The sequence below is a fragment of the Mycobacterium sp. TH-M106 genome, from assembly GCF_057473765.1.
The window spans coordinates 1-2,237 of the sequence record NZ_JBYCLE010000211.1 but is presented as its reverse complement, the minus strand read 5'-3'; the positions used below and the strand labels follow the sequence as shown (position 1 = coordinate 2,237).

The 2,237-nt window shown below is 64.6% G+C and carries 2 pseudogenes; both read right to left on the bottom strand.

Annotated features, from left to right (window positions below):
- Nucleotides 1-1,306: pseudogene (locus AC2VOP_RS07705) on the bottom strand (DNA-directed RNA polymerase subunit beta); the annotation flags it as partial.
- A 362-nt stretch (nt 1,307-1,668) separates the two neighbouring features.
- Nucleotides 1,669-2,237, bottom strand: a pseudogene (locus tag AC2VOP_RS07700) (ABC transporter ATP-binding protein); the annotation flags it as partial.

Below are 2,237 nucleotides of genomic sequence, written 5' to 3'. Positions count from 1 at the left end.
ACTGACTCAGCTGGCTGGTGCCGAAGAACTCCTTGATCGCCGCCACGACCGGGCGGATGTTGATCAGGGTCTGCGGCGTGATGGCCTCGACGTCCTGTGTGGTCATCCGTTCCCGGACCACGCGTTCCATCCGGGACAGGCCGACCCGGATCTGGTTCTGGATCAGCTCACCCACCGTGCGCAGCCGCCGGTTGCCGAAGTGGTCGATGTCGTCGACCTCGACGGGCACCTCGACGCCGCCCGGCACCGTCATCGTGGTCTGGCCCTCGTGCAGCCGCACCAGGTATTCGATGGTGGCCACGATGTCCTCTTCGGTCAGCGTGGTCGTCAGCGGCTCACCCGGTTTGACCGGAAGGCCCAGCTTCTTGTTCAGCTTGTAGCGACCCACCTGGGCAAGGTCGTAGCGCTTGTCCTTGAAGAACAGGTTCTCCAGCAGGGACTGCGCGGACTCCTTGGTCGGCGGTTCCCCCGGGCGCAGCTTGCGGTAGATCTCCAGCAACGCCTCATCAGTGCCGGCGGTGGGATCCTTCTCCAGCGTCGAGGCCATGATCTCGGAGAAACCGAAGCGCTCGGTGATCTGTTCAGCCGACCAGCCCAGCGCCTTGAGCAGCAGGGTGACCGACTGGCGGCGCTTGCGGTCGATGCGCACTCCGACGCTGTCCCGCTTGTCGACGTCGAACTCCAGCCAGGCGCCGCGACCGGGGATCACCTTCACCGAGTGCAGTGTCTTCTCGGTGGACTTGTCGATGCTCTCGTCGAAGTACACACCGGGCGAGCGCACCAGCTGGCTGACAACCACCCGCTCGGTGCCGTTGATGATGAAAGTGCCCTTCTCGGTCATCATCGGAAAGTCGCCCATGAACACCGTTTGGCTCTTGATCTCGCCGGTGTTGCTGTTGATGAACTCGGCGGTGACGAACAGCGGAGCCGCGTACGTCATGTCTTTGTCGCGGCATTCGTCGACCGGCGCCTTGACCTCGTCGAACCGGGGGTCGGAGAACGACAGCGACATCGAACCGGAGAAGTCCTCGATCGGGGAGAGCTCGTCGAGCACCTCTTCGAGACCGCCGACCGGCTGCTTACCGGTGCGTTTGGCCACCTTCTCGCGCCATTGCGGTGCGCCGATCAGCCACTGGAAGGAATCGATCTGCACATCGAGCAGACCCGGAACCTCAAGTGGCTCACGCAGCTTGGCGAAAGAAAGCCGGTTGGGCGCGCCGGGCACGGAGCTGTAGAGGGAACTCTGGGGGGGATTCTTCCTGGTGGTGGTCGAGGGGTTCTTCTTGCTCTGGCGGGAGACTGCCAAGATGCATCCTTCCAGCAACCTCATGCGGCTCGCGGATCAGCGGATCCGTTCACCGCGATGTCTCGTCGGCTCGGCTGGCGAACGATCTGTCCGTGTCCCACGCGCGCGACGAAAGCACTGAAGCACCGAGCACGTAAACAGAGCTCAGGCTGGATCTGCAGCGTCAGGTTCGGGGGAGGTGGGCAGGGGGTAGCCAGCGCAACATCCAACAATAGCGCAGGACCGCGCGTTCTTCAACCGCAGTTGTTCCGGTGGGTCTCGATGAGTCCCGCTGGCTGGCTCGATGCCCGGACACCTCCACGGATACTGCTGAACAGACTGGCCCGTTTACGCTCGTCCGTCAAGAGGTAACGCGCCGTGGATCAGCCCGAAGAGGCCGGCATCGATGCGGTGGGCGCCTCGTCCTCCGGGAACTCGTGCACCGCGTACTTGTGCGTGCCCTCCAGGTCGTCGAGGATCGCCGCCTGGGCCTCCTTGGGCAGTGTGTCCAGGATCTGGCGCACCCGGGCGCGGCGGCGAGCGACCGCCTTGCGCTCCGGCAAGCCCGGACTGGCGGTGATCTGCGGCGGCACACCCACGATCTCGTCACCACTGTCGTGATGGCCGGCGTCGACCATGGCCTGCTCCTCGGCCATGGTGGCCTGGTCCTTCTCCTCGGACATGCCGATCGGGCCGATGCGACGGCCGTTGAGGAACTGGCGGACGACCGGTTCGTCGCTGGTCAGCAGCACCTCACGCGGGCCGAACATCACCAGCTGCCGCCGGAACAGCATGCCCATGTTGTCCGGCACGGTGCGGGCGATGTTGATGTTGTGCGTGACGATCAGGATGGTCGCGTCGATCTGGGCGTTGATGTCGAGGAGCAGCTGGCTCAGGTAGGCGGTGCGCACCGGGTCCAGGCCGGAGTCCGGCTCGTCGCACAGGATGATCT